This window comes from Rahnella sp. WP5, assembly GCF_000745615.1.
In the GTDB taxonomy this organism is placed as follows: Bacteria; Pseudomonadota; Gammaproteobacteria; order Enterobacterales; family Enterobacteriaceae; genus Rahnella; species Rahnella aceris.
Window position 1 is genome coordinate 151,008 of record NZ_JQJR01000013.1, and the last position, 15,434, is coordinate 166,441.

Annotated in this window: 14 protein-coding genes; 12 read left to right on the top strand and 2 right to left on the bottom strand. The window is 53.0% G+C overall.

Features of this window, described 5'->3' with window-relative positions; all coding sequences use genetic code 11:
• Positions 1-5: 5 nt before the first annotated feature.
• Both nrdF and mgrA read left to right on the top strand, forming a co-directional pair.
• On the top strand, positions 6-989 hold the full coding sequence (gene nrdF, locus EX31_RS13580) for a class 1b ribonucleoside-diphosphate reductase subunit beta (RefSeq protein ID WP_013574094.1): 984 nt from the start codon (positions 6-8) through the stop codon (positions 987-989).
• Between the two features lie 117 nt (positions 990-1,106).
• The gene (gene mgrA / locus EX31_RS13585; RefSeq protein ID WP_013574093.1) at positions 1,107-2,150 is read left to right on the top strand and encodes an L-glyceraldehyde 3-phosphate reductase; all 1,044 of its coding nucleotides are present in this window, start codon (positions 1,107-1,109) and stop codon (positions 2,148-2,150) included.
• A gap of 47 nt (positions 2,151-2,197) precedes the next feature.
• Here mgrA and EX31_RS13590 read toward each other — a convergent pair whose 3' ends face one another.
• Both EX31_RS13590 and EX31_RS13595 read right to left on the bottom strand, forming a co-directional pair.
• Positions 2,198-2,758, bottom strand: coding sequence for a C40 family peptidase (locus tag EX31_RS13590; protein ID WP_037035231.1), 561 nt, complete (start codon positions 2,756-2,758; stop codon positions 2,198-2,200).
• Positions 2,759-2,952: 194 nt separating this feature from the next.
• Positions 2,953-4,308 carry a 2-hydroxycarboxylate transporter family protein gene (locus EX31_RS13595; RefSeq protein WP_013574091.1) on the bottom strand — a complete coding sequence of 452 codons (1,356 nt, stop codon included), beginning with the start codon at positions 4,306-4,308 and terminating at the stop codon, positions 2,953-2,955.
• 319 nt (positions 4,309-4,627) lie between these two features.
• Between EX31_RS13595 and EX31_RS13600 the strand changes: the two genes are divergently transcribed.
• The 10 genes from EX31_RS13600 (at position 4,628) to mprA (ending at position 15,424) form a co-directional block, all read left to right on the top strand.
• Positions 4,628-6,280 carry an ATP-binding protein gene (locus EX31_RS13600; protein ID WP_037035233.1) on the top strand — a complete coding sequence of 551 codons (1,653 nt, stop codon included), beginning with the start codon at positions 4,628-4,630 and terminating at the stop codon, positions 6,278-6,280.
• Complete coding sequence (locus EX31_RS13605) at positions 6,273-6,986, top strand: response regulator (RefSeq protein ID WP_037035235.1); 714 nt, start codon at positions 6,273-6,275, stop codon at positions 6,984-6,986. The genes EX31_RS13600 and EX31_RS13605 overlap by 8 nt, the downstream gene beginning before the upstream one ends.
• A gap of 588 nt (positions 6,987-7,574) precedes the next feature.
• Positions 7,575-8,771, top strand: coding sequence for a glycine betaine/L-proline ABC transporter ATP-binding protein ProV (proV, locus tag EX31_RS13610; RefSeq protein ID WP_013574088.1), 1,197 nt, complete (start codon positions 7,575-7,577; stop codon positions 8,769-8,771).
• Positions 8,768-9,967, top strand: a complete 1,200-nt coding sequence (gene proW, locus EX31_RS13615; RefSeq protein ID WP_037035236.1) for a glycine betaine/L-proline ABC transporter permease ProW — start codon at positions 8,768-8,770, stop codon at positions 9,965-9,967. Before proV ends, proW begins: the two co-directional genes overlap by 4 nt.
• A 105-nt stretch (positions 9,968-10,072) precedes the next feature.
• Entirely contained in the window at positions 10,073-11,071 is a 999-nt protein-coding gene (proX, locus tag EX31_RS13620) for a glycine betaine/L-proline ABC transporter substrate-binding protein ProX (protein ID WP_037035238.1), read from the top strand.
• Between the two features lie 24 nt (positions 11,072-11,095).
• On the top strand, positions 11,096-12,091 hold the full coding sequence (gene proX, locus EX31_RS13625; RefSeq protein WP_013574085.1) for a glycine betaine/L-proline ABC transporter substrate-binding protein ProX: 996 nt from the start codon (positions 11,096-11,098) through the stop codon (positions 12,089-12,091).
• 188 nt (positions 12,092-12,279) lie between these two features.
• On the top strand, positions 12,280-13,464 hold the full coding sequence (locus EX31_RS13630; RefSeq protein ID WP_037035239.1) for an MFS transporter: 1,185 nt from the start codon (positions 12,280-12,282) through the stop codon (positions 13,462-13,464).
• 174 nt (positions 13,465-13,638) lie between these two features.
• Positions 13,639-14,400 (top strand): AzlC family ABC transporter permease, encoded by a 762-nt coding sequence (locus EX31_RS13635; RefSeq protein ID WP_037035240.1) that lies wholly within the window; start codon positions 13,639-13,641, stop codon positions 14,398-14,400.
• Entirely contained in the window at positions 14,390-14,728 is a 339-nt protein-coding gene (gene ygaH / locus EX31_RS13640) for an L-valine transporter subunit YgaH (RefSeq protein ID WP_013574080.1), read from the top strand. The genes EX31_RS13635 and ygaH overlap by 11 nt, the downstream gene beginning before the upstream one ends.
• Positions 14,729-14,902: 174 nt before the next feature.
• Positions 14,903-15,424 carry a transcriptional repressor MprA gene (gene mprA, locus EX31_RS13645; protein WP_013574079.1) on the top strand — a complete coding sequence of 174 codons (522 nt, stop codon included), beginning with the start codon at positions 14,903-14,905 and terminating at the stop codon, positions 15,422-15,424.
• Positions 15,425-15,434 lie beyond the last annotated feature (10 nt).

Sequence of the window (15,434 nt, forward strand, 5' to 3'; positions counted from 1 at the left end):
AAAAGATGAGCGCAGTAAAACAATTGTTAGTGCCACAGCCGGTCAGCAAAGCCATTAACTGGAACAAAATCCAGGACGATAAAGATCTGGAAGTGTGGAACCGCCTGACGTCGAATTTCTGGCTGCCGGAAAAGGTGCCGTTGTCGAACGATATTCCGTCCTGGGCGACGCTCAGCGCAAAAGAGAAACAGTTGACGATCCGCGTGTTTACTGGCCTGACGCTGCTGGATACCGTGCAGAACGTGGTCGGCGCACCGACGCTGATGAAAGATGCGGTGACGCCACACGAAGAAGCGGTTTACTCGAATATCTGCTTTATGGAAGCGGTGCATGCGCGTTCTTACAGTTCGATTTTCTCGACGCTGTGCGCCACCGTCGACGTGGATGAAGCCTACCGCTGGAGCGAGGAAAATGTCGCGCTGCAAAACAAAGCCGCGATCATTTTGTCGTATTACGACGGCGAAGACCCGCTGATGAAGAAAGTCGCCAGCGTGTTCCTCGAATCGTTCCTGTTCTATTCCGGTTTCTATCTGCCGATGTACTGGTCGAGCCGCGCCAAGCTGACCAACACCGCCGATCTGATCCGTCTGATCATCCGCGATGAAGCGGTTCACGGTTACTACATCGGCTATAAATTCCAGAAGGCTCTGGCACTGGAAAGCGAAGAGCGTCAGCGTCAGATCAAGGAGCAGGCGTTTGATCTGATTCAGGATTTGTACGATAACGAGATCCGCTACACCGAAGAACTGTACGACGGTGTGGGCTGGAGCGAAGACGTGAAGAAATTCCTGCACTACAACGCCAACAAAGCGCTGATGAATCTCGGCTACGAAGCCCTGTTCCCGGCCAGCATGGCGGATGTGAATCCGGCGATCCTTTCCGCATTATCGCCAAACGCCGACGAAAACCATGACTTCTTCTCCGGATCCGGTTCGTCGTATGTGATCGGCAAAGCCGTCAACACCGAAGACGAGGACTGGGATTTCTAAACAGCTCCTTCCCCTCGTGAGAGGGGAAGGAGGAAAACGGATGTTGCCGTTATTTTTCTCAGCGTTAGTATAGAAACAGTGTTTCAAAACCCTACGCGATCAGAAAAAGGAAACATCATGACGCCCTATCAAGCCTCATCCTCCCGTTACGAAACCATGCAATTCCGCCGTTGCGGTCAGAGCGGTTTACAACTCCCTGCCCTTTCTCTTGGCCTGTGGCACAGCTTCGGCCATGTCAGTCCGCTGGAATCCCAGCGTGCATTGCTGCAAAAAGCCTTCGATTTAGGCATCACCCATTTTGATCTGGCGAATAACTACGGCCCGCCTCCGGGCTCTGCGGAAGAAAATTTTGGCCGTTTGCTGAAGCAGGACTTCGCGCCATATCGCGATGAACTGATCATCTCTACCAAAGCCGGTTACGACATGTGGCCAGGACCGTACGGTTCCGGCGGCTCGCGCAAATATCTGCTCGCCAGTCTGGATCAGAGCCTGCAACGCATGGGGCTGGATTACGTCGATATCTTCTATTCGCACCGGGTGGATGAAGAAACGCCGATGGAAGAAACCGCGGCGGCGCTGGCTTATGCGGTGCAAAGCGGTAAGGCGCTATACGTCGGAATTTCTTCGTATTCGCCGGAACGTACCCAGATCATGGCGGAGTTACTGCGTGAGCTGAAAGTACCGCTGCTGATCCATCAGCCGTCATACAATCTGCTGAACCGCTGGGTGGATAAGAGTGGTTTGCTGGATACGCTGGACCAAAATGGCGCAGGTTGCATCGCCTTTACGCCGCTGGCGCAGGGGTTGCTGACCGGCAAGTATCTCAACGGCATCCCTGACGGCTCGCGCATGCAGGTGGAAGGGAATAAGGTGCGCGGGCTGAATGCCCAAATGCTGTCAGAAGATAACCTGAACAGCCTGCGGTTGCTCAATGAGATGGCGCAGCAGCGCGGACAGACCATGGCGCAGATGGCGCTGAGCTGGCTGCTGAAAGACGATCGCGTGACGTCGGTGCTGATTGGCGCCAGCCGTCCGGAGCAACTGGATGAAAACGTGAAAGCGCTGGATAATCTGCGCTTCACCGCTGAAGAACTGACAGCGATTGATAAGCATGTGGCGGATGGTCAGCTGAATCTTTGGCAGGCTTCGTCAGATAAATAACCATCCAAAACAAACGGGCGGATCTCCTGAAAGGATCCGCCTTTTTTTTAGCTCATCAGTTCTAAACGACGTGCGGTTTCGTAATGATCAACCCAATACTGATTATCCAGTGATGAAATAGTGACGCCTTCAATTTTCGAGGCATGAATGAACTGATGATCCCCGACATACACGCCGACATGACGATCGCCCGGCGACGTTTTGAAAAACACTAAATCTCCCGGTTTCAGATTATTTTTACTCACTTTTCTGCCGTTCCTGATTTGCTGAAAGGTGGTTCTTGGCAGGCGTGTTTGCAGGGAATCATTAAACAGATGCTGCATCAGCGACGAGCAGTCCACGCCTTTGTGGGTGGTGCCACCCCAGCGATAATGCGTCCCCTTCCAGCGCGGATATTCCGCCAGCAGGGCGCTTTTAATATTGTCTGAGTTGCCCGTATTGACCGCAGTCACGGTAGAACCTTTTCCATCAAAAAGTTCGCTATGGAAAAATTTGTAGGTGTCCATAGACTCAAATTCTTTTGGCATATCAAAAGCAAAGGTGTGGATGCTAAACAAACCGGTAACGAGAAGCAGTAAGGCAGAAACAAGCGATTTAATACGGAACATGCGTGGATTCTTTCGTCAAAAAATAGTGCTCTTCCTTACGTGGGAACCTGCTCACGGGGCGGGTGACTCGTCTCTGAGTGCGCAAATAATAACCGCCGGACAATAAATAAGCAGGTTGAATTGAGTCCAAAATTGGACTGGGGATTTTTTCTCAGGAAAACCCACCCCTTAGGCTGAAGGGGTGGGTGAAGGTGTTATGAGAAGAACTTCGCCAGAACAAACAGACCGACAGAAACGTTGATAGCTCCCCCGATACGGGTAGCGATTTGCGCGAAAGGCATCAGCGTCATGCGGTTGCCGGAGGTCAGAATCGCCACGTCGCCCGTGCCGCCCTGCCCGCTCTGGCAGCAGGAAACAATCGCCACATCGATAGGGTGCATGCCAATTTTCTTACCCACATAAAAACCGGTGCCGACCAGCGCCAGCACCGTGGTCACAATCACCAGCAGGTTCTGCAGGGTGAAAGCGTTGATCAATTCCTGCCAGGGCGTGATCGCGACACCCACTGCGAACAATACCGGATAAGTTACCGCAGTACGGAAGAATTTATACACCGTCATTGAGCCGTGCTGAATAGTCGGCGAAACACCGTTCGCCAGTTTCACCAGCACCGCCGCAAACAGCATGCCGACCGGCGCTGGCAGGCCGATCCATTTCTGGCCGAGCATCCCGACCATGTACAGCAGGATGGCCAGCAGCGCACCACAGGCCAGCGCGTTGACGCCCGGATTGCCCTCAAATTCATCGGTGCCACTGCCCATCTGGCCTTTTTTCGACGGCATCAGTTGGCCTTCGCCGGTAAGATGCGGATAACGTTTACCGAGCTGGTTCAGCACGCCCGCCAGCACAATGGCCGTCAGGCCACCGAGCATAACAATCGGCAGAATGCGCCCAAGCGCCACGCCCTGCTCCATATGCAGGATGGTCGCGTAACCCATCGACAGCGGGATCGCACCTTCCCCGACACCGCCAGCCATGATCGGCAGGATCAGGAAGAAGAAGGTTTGCATTGGCGGTAAACCTAAAACAGTGCCCATCGCCATACCGGCAATCATGCCGACCACTTCGCCGCACAGCATCGGTACGAAAATACGCATAAAGCCCTGGATCAGCACCTGACGGTTCATGCTCATAATGCTGCCGACAATAATGCAGCAGATATAAAGGTAGAGAATATTGGTGGATTTATAGAATTTGACCGTGGAATCAACAACAACATCCGGCAGCAGGCCGTAATGCACCATCGCCGAAGGAATAAAAGTGGCACAAATCGCCGCGGCCCCCAGTTTACCCACCACAGGTAAGCGTTTACCCAACTCGCCACAGGCAAAACCGAAGAAGGCCAGCGTGGCGACCATCACCACGATGTCACTCGGCAACTTGCCATTCAGGCAATCGAGCAGGATCAGCACGCCCGCCAGCAGGAAAAAGGGCAGCGGGATAATGCCTATCTTGTAGTGATCAAGAATGTGCCACCATTTTTGTCTGGCCGAGAGGCCGGAGGTTTTCGTTTCTTTGACAGCGATGTAGGAATCGTCGGTTGTGCTCATGACATTGCCTCTTTCTTCTGAAGACTTTTCTTATTGATGGTCTGAGCATATGAAAACAGGCGGTCAGCCGGGTGTGAGGTTGTTCAAATTAAAACCGCAGGGATAAAGGTTGTTATGGTGTTTATGGTGTTAATGCACCCTGATTTATAAGGATTATAAGATTAGTAGTAAATCCCGCTATTAACCCTGTTATTACTGTGTGAAATAATCATTATTTTAATCTTCTGTTCACAACTCCGCTTCTCTGCGATTACGACTCACATTTCGCCGTGATAGGCTTATTGAATGTATATCTCAGGTTCGCCGTGCAGCAGGTCGTATGAAATTCAGGTTACCTTTTCAGGTAAAACTCTTTTTATCTCTGGTGGTATTTTCCTGCGTGTTGCTGGCACTGCTGGGGGCTATTTTATTTCATATTATTGACCGTCAGTTACATCATGATCTGGGCCAGCGTGCACGGGTTCAGGCCAGCGAGATCGCTCTGATGCCGGGGCTGGCGCAAAAGGTACAGGCCCGCGATATCCCCGGCATCGCGAAACTAATCCAGCCATTACGCGATAAAAGTGACGCCAGTTATATCGTTATCGGCGATACCCGCGAGCTGCATCTTTATCATTCCGAATCCCCGGAGCGCATAGACCTGCCGATGATTGGCGGTGATAACGCCGGTGTGCTGGCCGGTAAAACCATTATTTCCGTACGTCAGGGCGGCATCGGCGTTTCATTGCGCAGCAAAGCCCCGATTCTGGATGCCAGTAATCAGGTGATCGGCATTGTCTCGGTCGGTTATCTCACCTCTTATATCGATAATATTAATGGCCGCCGTCTGGCGCAGGCCGGTTTATACGGTTTACTGCTTTTATTACTGCTGTTTATTTTTTCATGGATGTTCACCCGCAACGTTAAAAAACAGATGTTCTGGCTGGAACCCAAAGATATTGCCCTGCTGGTCCGCCAGCAAAAAGCGTTGCTGGAAGCCATGTATGAGGGCGTATTTGCGATCAACGCCGAAAGGCAACTGATTTCAATTAACCGGGCCGCACGCGAGTTACTGGATATCCGCCAGCCCGAAAACGAGCTACTGGGTAAACCGCTGGCGGAGGTGCTTCAGACGCCGCCCACGTTCTTTATGCAACGTGGTGTCAGTGAAAACAACAGTCAGCATGATCAGATTACGGTACTCAATCAGAGACAGGTGATCGTCAACCGCGTACCCATCGAACTTGAACCCGGTGCAGAAAGTGGCTGGGTATTCAGTTTCCGCGATAAAAACGACATTAATACGCTGAGCAGCCAGCTGAGTCAGGTGAAGCGCTACGCCGATAACCTTCGCATTATGCGCCATGAACAACTGAACTGGACTGCGACGCTGGCGGGCTTGCTGCAAATGCAGCGTTACGACGATGCAATGCGCTATATTCAGGCACAGTCGGAAGGCGCGCAGGCCGTGCTGGATTTCGTCTCAGCACGCTTTACCTCGCCAGCACTTTGTGGCCTGCTGCTGGGGAAATACGTCAGTGCACGCGAAAAAGGGGTCGAACTGAGTTTCGATCCCGCCTGTCAGCTCACCCGCATACCGGCAGCCATCAGTGAAACCGAACTGATGTCAGTGATTGGTAATTTGCTGGATAACGCCGTGGACGCCACACTGAAAGCACTGACGCCCCCGGCACCGGTCGAATTGTATATTTCCGACCGGAACCGGGAACTGCTGATTGAAGTCGCCGATCAGGGCAGCGGCGTGGAAGATGCACTCAAGCCGCACCTGTTTGAACAAGGCGTCACCAGCAAGCCCTCCAGCGGGCAGGACGCCACGGGTGCAGAACACGGTATCGGCCTGTATCTGGTGGCCGGTTATGTCCGTCAGGCGGGTGGCAGCATCGAAATCTCAGACAACACGCCGCAAGGTACAATATTTTCAGTCTTTATCCCGTATCCGGCAGAAGCGTTAACAGGACAGAACCATGAATAACAGCAGCGCACTCGATGTCGTGATTGTGGAAGATGAGCCGCATCTCGCCGGTCTGCACCGTGATTTTATCGAGCAAAATTTCAACCTGCGCGTCGTCGGCATTGCGGCCACACTGGAGCAGACGCGTTCTCTGCTGCGCCTGCATCAGCCGCGTCTGATCTTACTCGATAACTATTTGCCGGATGGTCAGGGTGTCGATCTGATCGACAGCCCGTTGCTGAAAAGCTTCGATTGCTCGGTGATTTTCATTACCGCTGCCAGCGATATGCAAACCTGTAGCCAGGCCATGCGCAGCGGCGCGTTCGATTACATCATCAAGCCGGTGTCGTTCCATCGTCTGCGCAGTTCACTCGAGCGCTTTATGCAACTGGTGCAAACGCTGCGTAATGTGAAAGTGGTCGATCAGCGGGCGCTGGATAAATTGTTCAATCTGCCCGCCAGCGATACGCCGCCAGCGCCTTCTGCCAAAGGCATCGAGCCGAATACGCTCGAACTGGTTCAGCGGGTTTTCACGGCGAAACCCGACGTCAGCTGGTCGGTGGAACAGGTGGTTGAAGAGGTTGGGATCAGCAAAACGACCGGTCGCCGCTATCTGGAATATTGCGTGGAAATTGGCTTTATCGGCGTCGAGATGCAGTACGGAAATATCGGCCATCCGCGACGTCTGTATCGCAAAATAGCAGACGAAGAAAAATCCGTATCCTGAGGCCGAATTCCGGCCGTTTTGCGTGAAGAACTTCCCCCTCCCTGCCGGTGTCATCACCGGCGAATTTCCCGCATACCCCGCCTGTTCAGGTGATTATTTCATTACGTAGTCATCTTTCAGACAAGCGGTAAATTCACGGCTTTCACGCAAAGCTCAAATCTCTATTTACCCTTGCAAATCCCCTCCTCATAAAACGCATTAACTTCAGGGAAACACCTCAATAACTCCGTTCTAAAATCACACAAATAAAAAAGACAATAAATCCAATAAAATCAATAAATTACTTATATTTTTAGCGAAACAATCCGTCGTGAAATTAGGCAAAAACCCAAAGTATTCTGGCGGGATAAATTGTCATTAATTGTCAGTTTGAATTTACCGAAATTAAACACCGCAAATACAGATAAATACGCAACCAGAAACCCAATCATGAATATTCATCGGAAACATTGAGACTTGTCTCAGAATTTCGATGTGTTAGGGTATAACGCGTTCACTATTTCGTTACAGGCAAAATCCTATACGATCCAACACAAAAATTAGACATCGAGCCGATACGGCTATTTATATCCAAGGAATGCACATTGCATGGCAATTAAAATCGAAGTAAAGAATCTTTATAAGGTATTTGGCGAAAACCCGGATCGCGCTTTCAAGATGATTGATGCAGGCAAGGGTAAAGAAGAGATTTTTGAGAAAACCGGTCTTTCACTTGGCGTTAAGAATGCCAGTCTGGCCATTGAAGAAGGCGAGATTTTCGTCATCATGGGGTTATCCGGTTCCGGTAAATCCACCATGGTACGCCTTCTCAATCGTCTGATAGAGCCCACCCGTGGCGAAGTCCTGATCGACGGCGAAGACATCGCCAAAATCTCAGAAGCAAAATTGCGCCAGGTGCGCCGCAGTAAAATCAGTATGGTATTTCAGTCCTTTGCGCTGATGCCACACCTGACCGTGTTGAATAACACCGCGTTTGGTATGGAGCTGGCCGGTGTGCCGGTCGAAGAGCGCAATACCAAAGCGCTTGACGCGCTGCGTCAGGTCGGGCTGGAAAACTATGCCAATTCTTATCCGGATGAATTGTCAGGCGGGATGCGCCAGCGTGTCGGTTTAGCGCGTGCTATGGCCAACAACCCTGACATTCTGCTCATGGATGAAGCCTTCTCTGCACTTGACCCGTTAATTCGTACCGAAATGCAGGATGAACTGGTGAAGCTTCAGGCTCAGCATCAGCGCACCATCGTATTTATTTCTCATGATCTCGACGAAGCCATGCGCATCGGCGACCGCATCGCCATTATGCAGGGCGGCGAAGTGGTACAGGTCGGCACGCCGGAAGACATTCTTAATAATCCGGCCAACGACTATGTGCGCACGTTCTTCCGTGGTGTGGATATCAGTCAGGTCTTCAGTGCCAAAGACATTGCCCGCCGTCGTGGCGCGCTTATTCGTAAAACCCCCGGTTTTGGTCCACGTGCCGCTCTCAAGCTGCTCGAAGATGAAGACCGCGAATATGGTTATGTGCTTGAACGTGGACAGAAATTCATTGGCGTGGTGTCGATTGAATCCCTGAAAACCGCGCTCAAAACCAATCAGTCGCTGGAAAGCGCCTTGCTGGAATCTCCGGCAGCCGTGCAGGCAGACATGCCGCTCAGCGAACTGATTTCCCATGTCGCCGCCGCGCCTTGCGCTGTGCCGGTCGTCAATGAGGACAATAACTATATCGGCATTATTTCCAAAGCCATGCTGCTTCAGGCTCTGGACAAAGAAGGGGGTAACGAATGAGCACTTCAACCATAACGAACACCATTACACAGCACGCGCAGGCCGCTCAGGCCCAGGCTCTCGATCCTTCCGTGGATCCGTGGAGTGCCGATAACGCCAGTGGCGGTGTCGCGCCACAAGCTGACGCCGCCGCCCATGCCGCGCCAGCCGATGCAGGCAGCAGTGATCCGTGGGGCGGCAGCAGCGATGCCGCAACCAGCACACCAGACGCGACGCACCATGCCGCCGCCCAGACCAACGACTGGCTGAGCGTCGCGCCGGAACAGCATCAGCATTTTAATATTCTCGATCCGTTTCACAGCACGCTGATCCCGCTCGACCGCTGGGTGACTGAGGGGATCGACTGGCTGGTCGGTAACTTCCGCCCGGTATTTCAGGGGATCCGTGTTCCGGTCGATTTCGTCCTGAGCGGTTTCCAGCATGGTCTGGAATCCCTGCCAGCGCCGATTGCGATCCTGGTCTTCGCCCTGCTCGCCTGGCAGATGGCCGGTTTCGGCATGGGTGCTGCCACGCTGGTTTCGCTGGTGTTAATTGGCGCAATCGGTGCCTGGTCACAGGCAATGGTGACGCTGGCGCTGGTTCTGACCTCGCTGTTCTTCTGTATTCTGATCGGCCTGCCGCTCGGGATATGGCTGGCGCGCAGTCAGAGAGCGGCGAAAATTATCAGGCCGCTGCTTGATGCCATGCAGACCACACCGGCGTTCGTCTATCTGGTGCCGATCGTGATGCTGTTTGGTATCGGTAACGTGCCGGGCGTAGTGGTAACGATTATCTTCGCCCTGCCGCCGGTGGTGCGTCTGACCATTCTGGGTATCAATCAGGTGCCGGAAGACTTGATCGAAGCCGCGAAATCCTTTGGTTCCAGCCCGCGTCAGCTGCTGTTTAAAGTTCAGTTGCCGCTGGCGATGCCGACCATCATGGCCGGTATTAACCAGACGCTGATGCTGGCGCTGTCGATGGTGGTTATCGCCTCGATGATCGCTGTCGGTGGTCTGGGTCAGATGGTACTGCGCGGTATTGGTCGTCTGGATATGGGTCTGGCGTCAGTCGGTGGTGCGGGTATCGTTATTCTCGCCATTATCCTCGACCGTCTCACCCAGTCGATGGGACGCGACAGCCGCAGTAAAGGCGGTCACCGCTGGTTCACCCGCGGTCCCGTCGGTCTGGTGATGAAGCCTTTCACGAAGAAAGCCTGATTCACACACTGCATTTTTCCCGGCGGTTCGCTGCCGGGAACTCTCAAAAAGCTAAAACAACGCAGTCCACTCTTACGTATTCACAAGCAAGAATAAGGGTTCACCATGCGCACAACATCGCTCAACACACTCGTCCTCGCATTATCCATTGCGACACCCGCCGTTTTCGCTGCCGATTTACCGGGCAAAGGCGTGGTCGTCAAACCGTTGCAAAGTACCATCGCGGAAGAAGCCTTCCAGACAGAACTGGTTAACCGCGCGCTGGAAAAACTGGGCTATGACGTTCAGCAAACCGGCGAAGTGGATTACAACGTGGCGTATACCGCCATCGCCAGCGGCGATTCTACCTACATGGCGGTGAACTGGGAGCCGCTGCAAAAAGACATGTATAACACAGCCGGTGGCGACCAGAAATTTTACCGTCAGGGCACCTACATCAGCGGCGCGGCGCAGGGTTATCTGATCGATAAAAAAACCGCCGACAAATATCACATCCACGATTTGTCACAGCTGAAAGATCCGAAGATCGCCAAACTCTTTGATGCTGACAGCGACGGCAAAGCGGATATGGCGGGTTGTAATCCGGGCTGGGTCTGCGGCCAGGTGATCAACACCCAAATCAAAGCCTACGGTCTGAGCAATACCGTGACGCAAAACGAGGGGAACTATTCGGCCATTATCGCTGACACCCTCACCCGGTTTAAATCCGGTAAGCCGGTGTTGTACTTCACCTGGACGCCGTACTGGGTCAGCAACGAGATGAAACCGGGCAAAGACGTGGTCTGGCTGACTGTGCCGTTCTCGGCCAATCCGGGTTCGCAGAAAGATCTCGATACCACGCTGCCGAACGGCAAGAACTATGGTTTCCCGGTCAATAACGAACACATCGTGGCGAACAAAGCCTGGGCTGAGAAAAACCCGGCGGCCGCGAAACTGTTCGCCATCATGAAACTGCCACTGGCCGACGTGAATGCGCAGAACCTGCGGATGCATGAAGGTGAATCCTCATCAGAAGATATCCAGCAGCATGTTGATGGCTGGATCAAGGCGCATCAGGCGACCTTCGATGGCTGGATCAAAGAAGCTGCCGCCGCAGCAAAATAACGCATTATAAAAATCGAGGAATTTATGAAAAAGACAGGAATCTGGGCAGTTGCCGCCCTCACCACATTTGCAACAGCCACCACATTCGCCGCCGATCTGCCGGGTAAAGGCATCAGCGTGACACCCGTTCAGAGCACCATCAGCGAAGAGTCTTTTCAGACAGAACTGGTCAGCAAGGCGCTGGAGAAACTGGGCTATGACGTTCAGCCAACCCGCGAGGTCGATTACAACGTCGGCTACACCACCCTGGCTGCCGGTGATGCCACTTTCACCGCCGTCAACTGGTCACCGCTGCATGATGAAATGTACAAAGCCGCCGGTGGTGACAAAGTGTTTTACCGTGAAGGGACTTACGTGACCGGCGCGGCACAGGGCTGGCTGATCGATAAGAAAACCGCTGAGAAATACCACATCACTAATATCGAACAGCTGAAAGACCCGAAACTGGCCAAACTGTTTGATACTAACGGTGACGGCAAAGCCGATCTGACCGGTTGTACACCGGGCTGGGGCTGCGAAGCGGCGCTGAATGAACAGCTGAAAGCCTATGGTCTTGAACCGACCGTGACGCACAATCAGGGTAACTACTCTGCGATGATCGCTGACACCATCACGCGTTACAAAGAAGGGAAACCGATCTTCTATTACACCTGGACGCCGTACTGGGTCAGCAACGTGCTGATCCCGGGCAAAGACGTGTTGTGGATGCAGGTACCGTTCTCCGTGGTGCCAGGGGATAAAAACGCCGATACCAAACTGCCAAATGGCAAAAACTACGGTTTCCCGGTGAGCACTATGCACATCGTGGCGAACAAAGCCTGGGCTGAGAAAAACCCGGCGGCAGCAAAACTGTTTGCCATCATGAAACTGCCTCTGAAAGACATCAATGCGCAGAATGCCGCCATGCACGCGGGTAAAAATTCAGATGCGGATATCGCTGCACAGACGGATGGCTGGATCAAAGCCCATCAGGAAGAATTTGATGGCTGGGTAAAAGAAGCGGCTGCTGCGGCGAAATAACGCAGTCACAGACTCAGTAAGGCCAGCGGGCGGAGAGAAATCTCCGCCCGTTTTTTTGTGGGCAAAACGGCTATTACAAAACCAAATAGTTGCCATTAAAACTATTCATTGGTTTAATATTTCAACCAAAACGATAATCATCATCCGAATTTCCCCTGATTCTTCAATAAGATCTGTTAAATCTCATTATGAAAAAAACGACCACACATTCCCCACTCAGCCCGGCACTGATTATTCTGATGGCGGTGGCCACCGGGCTTGCCGTCGCCAGTAACTATTACCCGCAGCCGCTGCTGGAAACCATCGCCCGCGCTTTTAATCTTTCCGTCAATCAGGCCGGGTTTATTGTGACGGTGGCGCAGCTCGGTTACGCCTGTGGGTTGATGTTTATCGTGCCGCTGGGCGATATGTTTGAGCGTCGCGGGTTAATCGTGCTGATGACGCTGCTTTCCGCCGCCGGACTGCTGATCACCGCCATGGCGCCCACGCTGACCATCATGCTGGTCGGGACGGCGCTGACCGGGCTGTTCTCGGTCGTGGCGCAGATTCTGGTGCCGCTGGCCGCCACACTGGCGGAACCGGAGCGTCGCGGTAAAGTGGTCGGACTGATTATGTCCGGCTTGCTGCTGGGTATTCTGCTGGCACGAACCGTCGCTGGTGCGCTGGCGTCGCTGGGCGGCTGGCGGACGGTGTACTGGGTTGCCAGTGCGCTGATGATCGTGATGGCGCTGGTGCTGTGGCGCAAGCTGCCGAGACATCAGCAAAAAACGGATCTGAATTATCCACAACTGCTGAAATCCATTTTTACGCTGTTCATCCACACGCCGGTGTTACGTACCCGCGCGCTGATCGGCATGTTCTGCTTCGCCAACTTCAGCATTTTGTGGACGTCGATGGCGTTCCTGCTGGCTGGCCCGGCGTATCACTATTCCGAAGGGGTAATCGGCCTGTTTGGTCTGGTGGGGGCGGCGGGGGCACTGGCGGCCACCCGTGCAGGGAATCTGGCGGATAAAGGCAAAGCGCATCTGACCACGACCGCCGGGCTGGTGCTGCTGTTACTGTCATGGGCTGCGATTGCCCTGGGACAACACTCGGTGATTTCGCTGATTATCGGTATCATCGTTTTGGACCTTTCGGTTCAGGGCGTACACATCACCAACCAAAGTGTGATTTATAAAACCATGCCGGAAGCGCGTAACCGCCTGACCGCAGGTTACATGACGACATACTTTATCGGGGGTGCGGCAGGTTCACTGGTGTCGGCTTCAGCCTATCAGGTAGCGGGCTGGTACGGGGTCTCAGCAGCAGGCATCGTCATGTGTATACTGAATTTACTGGTCTGGTGGAAGGGTCATAAGTACACACTGGCCTGATAACGTACGAAACTACATCAGGCGGGAATCATCACCCCTCCTGATTAGCTTGCGAATAGTCATTTGGGAAATTTATTTGAACCAAAGGGTGTCAACAATACTTACAGTCTGGTAATGTTTACGCCATGAATTATTCGCCGGCAACCATCCGGTTTCACAATGTTTCAAATATCCATGCAAACCAATCCAGATCTCGAAGCACCTGACCCCGTCCGCGTTTCCACTTTCGCACAAGGTATTACCGATAGCCTTCCTATCGTGATTGGTTATCTGCCCATTGCTTTTGCATTCGGGCTCAGCGCGGTCAAACTAGGTTTCACTCCCGCTGAAAGTCTGCTGTTTTCCATTCTTATCTACGCTGGCGCCAGCCAGTTTGTGATCACCGCGCTGCTCAGTGCAGGAATGTCGTTATGGGTTTCCGCCCTGACCGTGATGGCGATGGATGTCCGGCACGTGCTGTACGGCCCGTCGCTGCGCAATCGCCTGGCGGGAAAGCTCAATGGTAAAAAAACGGCGCTCTGGGCATTCGGCCTGACGGACGAAGTGTTCGCTGCCGCCACCGCCAGGCTGATCCGTGATAAACGCAGCTGGAGTGAAAACTGGATGTGCGGCATTGCGCTGTCATCGTGGCTGTCGTGGGTATCGGGCACCGCCGTGGGTGCACTGTTTGGTAATGGTCCGCTGGAAAATTTCCCGGCCGTCGAAGCCGCGCTGGGATTTATGTTACCGGCGCTGTTTCTGAGTTTCCTGCTCGCAGCTTTTAAGCGCCAGCAGAGCATAGTGTTTGTCGCCTCGCTGGCCGGTGCGCTGGGCGGGCTGCTGTTCTGGTCGATCCCCGCTGCCATAGGCGGTGGTCTGGGCGCAGGGTGCCTTGCCGCCCTGCTGCAACGTCCTCAATCCTCTTCTGCCACGGAGATAACCTCAGATGAGCACTGATGTCATTCTGGTTTGTCTGCTCGTCGGCACCGTCAATTACCTGTTCCGGTATCTGCCTCTGCGCCTGGGTTCGCGGCAGAAATCGGGACTGAAAAATGGCCCGCTCTCCCGCGTGCTCGACAGCATCGGTATCGCGTCAATTTGCGCGCTGCTGGTGGTTTCAGGCACCCCCGAAATTCTGCGCGATCAACAAAAGCTGCTGCCGTCACTGGCCGGTTTCGTTCTGCTCGCACTGATTTTCTGGCGTACCAAAAGCATCATTATTGCCACCCTGACCGGTGCCGTAGTGTACGGCCTGGTGTTCAAGGTGATGCTGCTGGCAAGCTGAGGACCATTTTTACCGTAAGGCAACACCCGGGCAAAGTCTGCCTGATACATTAAACATCGAATAATTCACCGGAGTTATGAATAACACTAATTGCTAAAGAATTGGTGATTCATGACATTGATATTATTAATTACCATCGTTACTATGTCATTCGTAACTAATGAGGCTTCTCATATGGACAGTTCGTTCGCGCCAATTGAAAACATGTTGAATTTCCGGGCTAAAAAGCAAAAAGATTTTCCTTATCAGGAAATTCTGCTGACCCGCCTGTGTATGCACATGCAAAGTAAATTGCTTGAAAACCGTAATAAGATGCTGAAAGCACAAGGAATTAATGAAACGCTGTTTATGGCGTTACTCACCCTTGATGCGCAGGAAAGTCACAGCATTCAGCCTTCGGAGCTAAGCTCTGCGCTAGGTTCATCCCGCACCAACGCCACCCGTATTGCGGATGAGTTGGAAAAACGCGGATGGATCGAACGCCGTGAAAGCGATAACGACCGCCGGTGTCTGCATTTGCACCTGACGGCTGACGGTGAAGCCTTTATTCAGAAGTTACTGCCGCCTCAACATAAGAGCCTGCATTTTCTCTGGTCGACATTAGACGCAGATGAACAGAAGCAGTTAGAAACCCTGACGCGCAAACTGTTAACTCGCCTTGATCAGATGGATGCGACAGCACCACAACAATTCTAGATTTCTGTTC

Coding starts and splice junctions, on each gene's coding strand:
- nrdF (WP_013574094.1), top strand. CDS start 6: ATGAGCGCAGTAAAACAATTGTTAGTGCCACAGCCGGTCAGCAAAGCC.
- mgrA (WP_013574093.1), top strand. CDS start 1,107: ATGACGCCCTATCAAGCCTCATCCTCCCGTTACGAAACCATGCAATTC.
- EX31_RS13590 (WP_037035231.1), bottom strand. CDS start 2,758: ATGTTCCGTATTAAATCGCTTGTTTCTGCCTTACTGCTTCTCGTTACC.
- EX31_RS13595 (WP_013574091.1), bottom strand. CDS start 4,308: ATGAGCACAACCGACGATTCCTACATCGCTGTCAAAGAAACGAAAACC.
- EX31_RS13600 (WP_037035233.1), top strand. CDS start 4,628: ATGAAATTCAGGTTACCTTTTCAGGTAAAACTCTTTTTATCTCTGGTG.
- EX31_RS13605 (WP_037035235.1), top strand. CDS start 6,273: ATGAATAACAGCAGCGCACTCGATGTCGTGATTGTGGAAGATGAGCCG.
- proV (WP_013574088.1), top strand. CDS start 7,575: ATGGCAATTAAAATCGAAGTAAAGAATCTTTATAAGGTATTTGGCGAA.
- proW (WP_037035236.1), top strand. CDS start 8,768: ATGAGCACTTCAACCATAACGAACACCATTACACAGCACGCGCAGGCC.
- proX (WP_037035238.1), top strand. CDS start 10,073: ATGCGCACAACATCGCTCAACACACTCGTCCTCGCATTATCCATTGCG.
- proX (WP_013574085.1), top strand. CDS start 11,096: ATGAAAAAGACAGGAATCTGGGCAGTTGCCGCCCTCACCACATTTGCA.
- EX31_RS13630 (WP_037035239.1), top strand. CDS start 12,280: ATGAAAAAAACGACCACACATTCCCCACTCAGCCCGGCACTGATTATT.
- EX31_RS13635 (WP_037035240.1), top strand. CDS start 13,639: ATGCAAACCAATCCAGATCTCGAAGCACCTGACCCCGTCCGCGTTTCC.
- ygaH (WP_013574080.1), top strand. CDS start 14,390: ATGAGCACTGATGTCATTCTGGTTTGTCTGCTCGTCGGCACCGTCAAT.
- mprA (WP_013574079.1), top strand. CDS start 14,903: ATGGACAGTTCGTTCGCGCCAATTGAAAACATGTTGAATTTCCGGGCT.